Below are 4266 nucleotides of genomic sequence, written 5' to 3'. Positions count from 1 at the left end.
GGTATTTTTACTATCCGCCATTGGTTTAGCAAATAGATTCCTGGATTCCCCCGCCGCCGCGGGGGAATGACGCAAATGGGTAATCATCAAATTAAAATCAATTACTAAAATCTTAGCTCGAAATATTTAACAAAATAAAAGATGAAGCGCCGATGTTTATCGGAGCCGCCCAACATCCCGCTGCTCTATGGGTTATGAAATAAGCAAGCTTCGATTGTTGGGTATTATTTTAAGAACTCTATAAAAAAGGCCGAACAGTAGTGACATTATATGATTATGAAATTTAATAGTCCCTCGTCACTGGTGGTGGATTCAAGGCAGTTTTAGCTATAGGGTTGTCATGGTATTTCAAAGTTCCCCGCCAGTGGCGGGGGATTTAGGAGTATGTTTTAATTTATATTGTAATTCAACTGCAAAATCCGGGTTGAATTTGGCGTATTCACTATAATATAGAAGTTGCTAATTATCTTACTGAGGAGTATATTTAAAATGGAAATTATATGGAATCCTGTTTGATTCGAGGACAAAGATGGTAAAAGACTTGAAAATGACCGGCGAGCGGGTTGTACCCGATGATATTAAGACTCTGGCAGAATATATCCAGTTTCTAAATCATAATTTTATTTATGAGTATGTCAAAAGCCTTCTAAAGAACGATGACAAAGTTTTGGAAGTAGGTTTTGGCGAGGGGTATGGTTCAAGTTTGCTGTCGCAGGCATGCCGAGAAATAGTAGGCATTGATGTTGAAGAGCAAGTAGTTGAGTACTCCAATAATAAATACGGTAATGAGAAATGTTCTTTCAAGCTGTATGACGGAAAAACAATTCCTTTTCCCGACAATACATTTGATGTCATTATTTTATTCCAGGTTATCGAGCATATTAAGGATGACGCCGGTTTTGTGGCTGAACTTCACCGGGTTTTGAAAGAAAACTGCAAATTGTTTATCACTACGCCCAATAGGGCAACCAGGTTGAAACCAGGTCAGAAACCCTGGAATAGGTTTCATGTCAGAGAGTACTATGCCAATGAACTAAAGGCATTATTACTTAACAAATTCGAAAAGGCAGATGTTTACGGTGTAAGCGCAACCGAGGAAATTCATCGAATTGAGGCAGAACGTATTAAGCAGGGATTTTTCATTTCATTAGCGCTTAAAATTGGCATACGTCAATTAATCCCCGGATTTATAGACCCGATAATTGCCCGATTAATAAGTAAACTCAGAAGCAATAAAATAGATTCTGGCGATAATAAAAGCTTTGAAAATAGGTTTAGTGTCGAGGATTTCCGGGTAGAGAAAATAATGGTTGATAAAAGCCTTGATTTATTTGGCATAGCGGTCAAGGGTAAGTCTTAAGCCGGTTATTTTTTATTGAGAGAGTAAACTTGTTCATATCCTTGAGCATTTCATCAAAAGCAATAACTGAGTAACTCCGGGATAATCATTGTTTCAAAGCCTCTAAAATCATTGTGATTTTTACAAAAATTATATTATACTTATGGCGATGATCATTCAAAAATGCTAAATGTCGAGGAACTTATATGACTAACAATAAAAAGAAGCAACAAACCCAAAATGACAACTTCCTGAATTTACCCGGCAGACCTGTCTGGTATTATCTGGGAATATATCTTTTGGCAACTATCGCCCTATTTCATGAATCGCTGTTTTCGACCTCAAAATTGATTTTCGGTACCGACCTCATGGCAGGCAATATCTTTTTCAGACAGTTTTTAGCTGATTTCTTCAGCGCCAATCTTAACTGGCCTGTATGGGATCCCTTTATTCATGGCGGTATGCCGTTTGTGGATGGTATGCATGGCGACATCTTCTATTTCCCGACATTGATATTCTATATTTTATTTGGTGTATTTTATGCGTGGGGTTTTACGCTGGCTCTTCATCTGTTTTTAGCCGGCGTTTTCATGTACCTGTTTTTAAAAGAGCTTGGCATAAGAAGTAAAGTTGCTTTTTTGTTTGGTTTGATATATATGATGGCTCCTTACTTCGTTTCGCTTATATATGCCGGGCACAATGGCAAGATGTTTGTAATTGCGCTTACTCCCCTTATGTTTTTTGCCTACCATAAAGGAGTGAACACAGGTAAATTTATTTATTATATTTTGCTTTCGTTTACAATTTTCCTGATAACTGCATCCCCTCATATGCAGATGGCCTATTTTATTTTTTTGGCATTTGGAGTTTACTTTATAGCTACAACTATTCAACGTTGGCGACAGGAAAAAGCTGTCCCGTTGAAGCCGGCAGTATTATTGATTTGTGCGGTAATACTTGGTTTGATGCTTTCTCTTGTGCAGTTCTTGACTCCCTACCAGTATCTTAAAGAATATTCTATGCGAACAATCCGAACCGAGGAAGGCAAGGGTTATGAATATTCAACCTCGTGGTCGATGCATTTCGAGGAAGCTACCGCCGCGTTATTTTTCCCGGAATTTTGCGGTGATAATATACAGGGGCAAAAGCCTACTTATTGGGGGAAAAATCCGTTCAAGCTGAATTCCGAACACATTAGCCTTATAGCCGTATTCTTTTCGATATTGGCAATTGGGCTATGGCGAAAGAGAGGCAAATGGTTCTTCTTCTGGACCGCAATCGTTACCTTGCTGTTTACTTTGGGGGCTAATACGCCTTTGTTCAGGCTGTTTTATCTTATACCCGGCATAAGCAGTTTTCGAGCGCCGAGCTTAATATCATTTATAACCGGATTTTCGGTTATCACTCTTGGCGCTATGGGATTGGAGGGCTTTTTCAGTGTTAAGAATAACGCGCCGGAGATGAAAAAGACCTGGCAAGTTTTTACCTACATTACAATCGGCTACACGGCTTTTGCTATGTTGATTATCATTTTACAATCGACATTCTTTAAAATCTGGTTTGCCGTTTTCGGCTATACTCCCGATTCTAATAAGATGTCGATATTAAAGCAGGGTCTTGATAATATTACAGTCGGAGCGCTTATAAGTCTTGTTATTGTCTGGGCGATATTTTTGCTGTTGAAATTTTATCGCGATAAGAAAGTAAGTTCAAATATAATAATCGTAGTGCTGGCGGGTATGGCATTTTTATATATGTGGCATCTAAACTCGAAATACATAATCAACATTAACCCAAAATCCTATTATTCTAAAACACCGCTTGTCGATTATTTTAAAAACAAACAGAAAATTGAACAATTCAGAGTTTTAGAGATGCCTAAATCATCGCGCGATTATTATTTGGCATACCATGGCATCGAGGAACTTTCGCTGTCGATGCTTCACGGCAACCAACTGGCAACATTCGAGAAATTAGTCCAAAGGGAAGGAAATTTCCCCGGCTTATTGCTTCAGCCGGTAATGGACCTTTTGAATACAAAGTACATAATAACCAATCAACAGTTGCCGCCGCAGTATTTCCCCTCTGATAAGTTTAGAATAATCCAAACATTTGGCGCAACTATGGTTTATGAAAACTTATCCGCCTTGCCGCGAGCTTTCCCGGTTTACAGGTATCAGGTTATTTCCGATGAGAAAGCTATACTATCAACCATAAGGAATAATAAATTTGATTACAGATCGACTGTTATACTGGAAGAGACGCCGGATAATCCGCCTTCGGTATATGCTGATTCTCTGGAATTTCCTGTCGTGCCGGCAAGAGTGTATGATATCGAAAATGGCAGTTTTAAGGTAGATGTAGATATGGTTGAAGACGGATTTCTATTCCTAAGTGAAAACTATTATCCCGCTTGGAAAGCCTACGAGAACGGCGAAAGGCTTGCCTCTATGAAAGCGGATTTCACATTTAGAGCAATTCCCTTGAAAAAAGGCTCGCATACCATTGCGTGCAAATTTGAAAATGAAGCTTATACGGCAGCTTTTGCAATATCTAAAGCGACATTTATTCTTCTGTTGTTGGCTTTAATTGGCTTGGTTGTTAAGGATAGATTTTTGGGTCGCAAGGAATAGCAGTTCAGATATTCTTGTCTGACTTTGGATTGTTGTGCTATCAGGTGTTTCTATCCAACAGCATTTATCATATAAGGTATTTCACTACTGTCCGGCTTTTTTATAGAGTTCTTAAAATAATACCCAACAATCGAAGCTTGCTTATTTCATAACCCATAGAGCAGCGGGATGTTGGGCGGCTCCGATAAACATCGGCACTTCATCTTTTATTTTGTTAAATATTTCGAGCTAAGATTTTAGTAATTGATTTTAATTTGATGATTACCCATTTGCGTCATTCCCCCGCGGCGGCGG

Annotated in this window: 2 protein-coding genes; both read left to right on the top strand. The window is 38.8% G+C overall.

Annotated features, from left to right (window positions below; translation table 11 throughout):
* Positions 1-529: 529 nt before the first annotated feature.
* On the top strand, positions 530-1360 hold the full coding sequence (locus tag J7K40_06135) for a class I SAM-dependent methyltransferase (GenBank protein MCD6161975.1): 831 nt from the start codon (positions 530-532) through the stop codon (positions 1358-1360).
* 185 nt (positions 1361-1545) lie between these two features.
* Positions 1546-3972: a DUF2079 domain-containing protein gene (locus tag J7K40_06130; protein MCD6161974.1), complete on the top strand. Its 2427-nt coding sequence runs from the start codon at positions 1546-1548 to the stop codon at positions 3970-3972.
* The last annotated feature ends 294 nt before the right edge of the window (positions 3973-4266 follow it).

The sequence above is a fragment of the Candidatus Zixiibacteriota bacterium genome, from assembly GCA_021159005.1.
Taxonomy (GTDB): Bacteria; Zixibacteria; MSB-5A5; order UBA10806; family 4484-95; genus JAGGSN01.
Note: the sequence above shows the minus strand (reverse complement) of the source record. Positions and strands in the feature narration are given on the sequence as shown.

What these genes read in the sequence shown, in the direction of transcription:
- J7K40_06135 (MCD6161975.1), top strand. Translation starts at nt 530, where the DNA reads ATGGTAAAAGACTTGAAAATGACCGGCGAGCGGGTTGTACCCGATGAT.
- J7K40_06130 (MCD6161974.1), top strand. Translation starts at nt 1,546, where the DNA reads ATGACTAACAATAAAAAGAAGCAACAAACCCAAAATGACAACTTCCTG.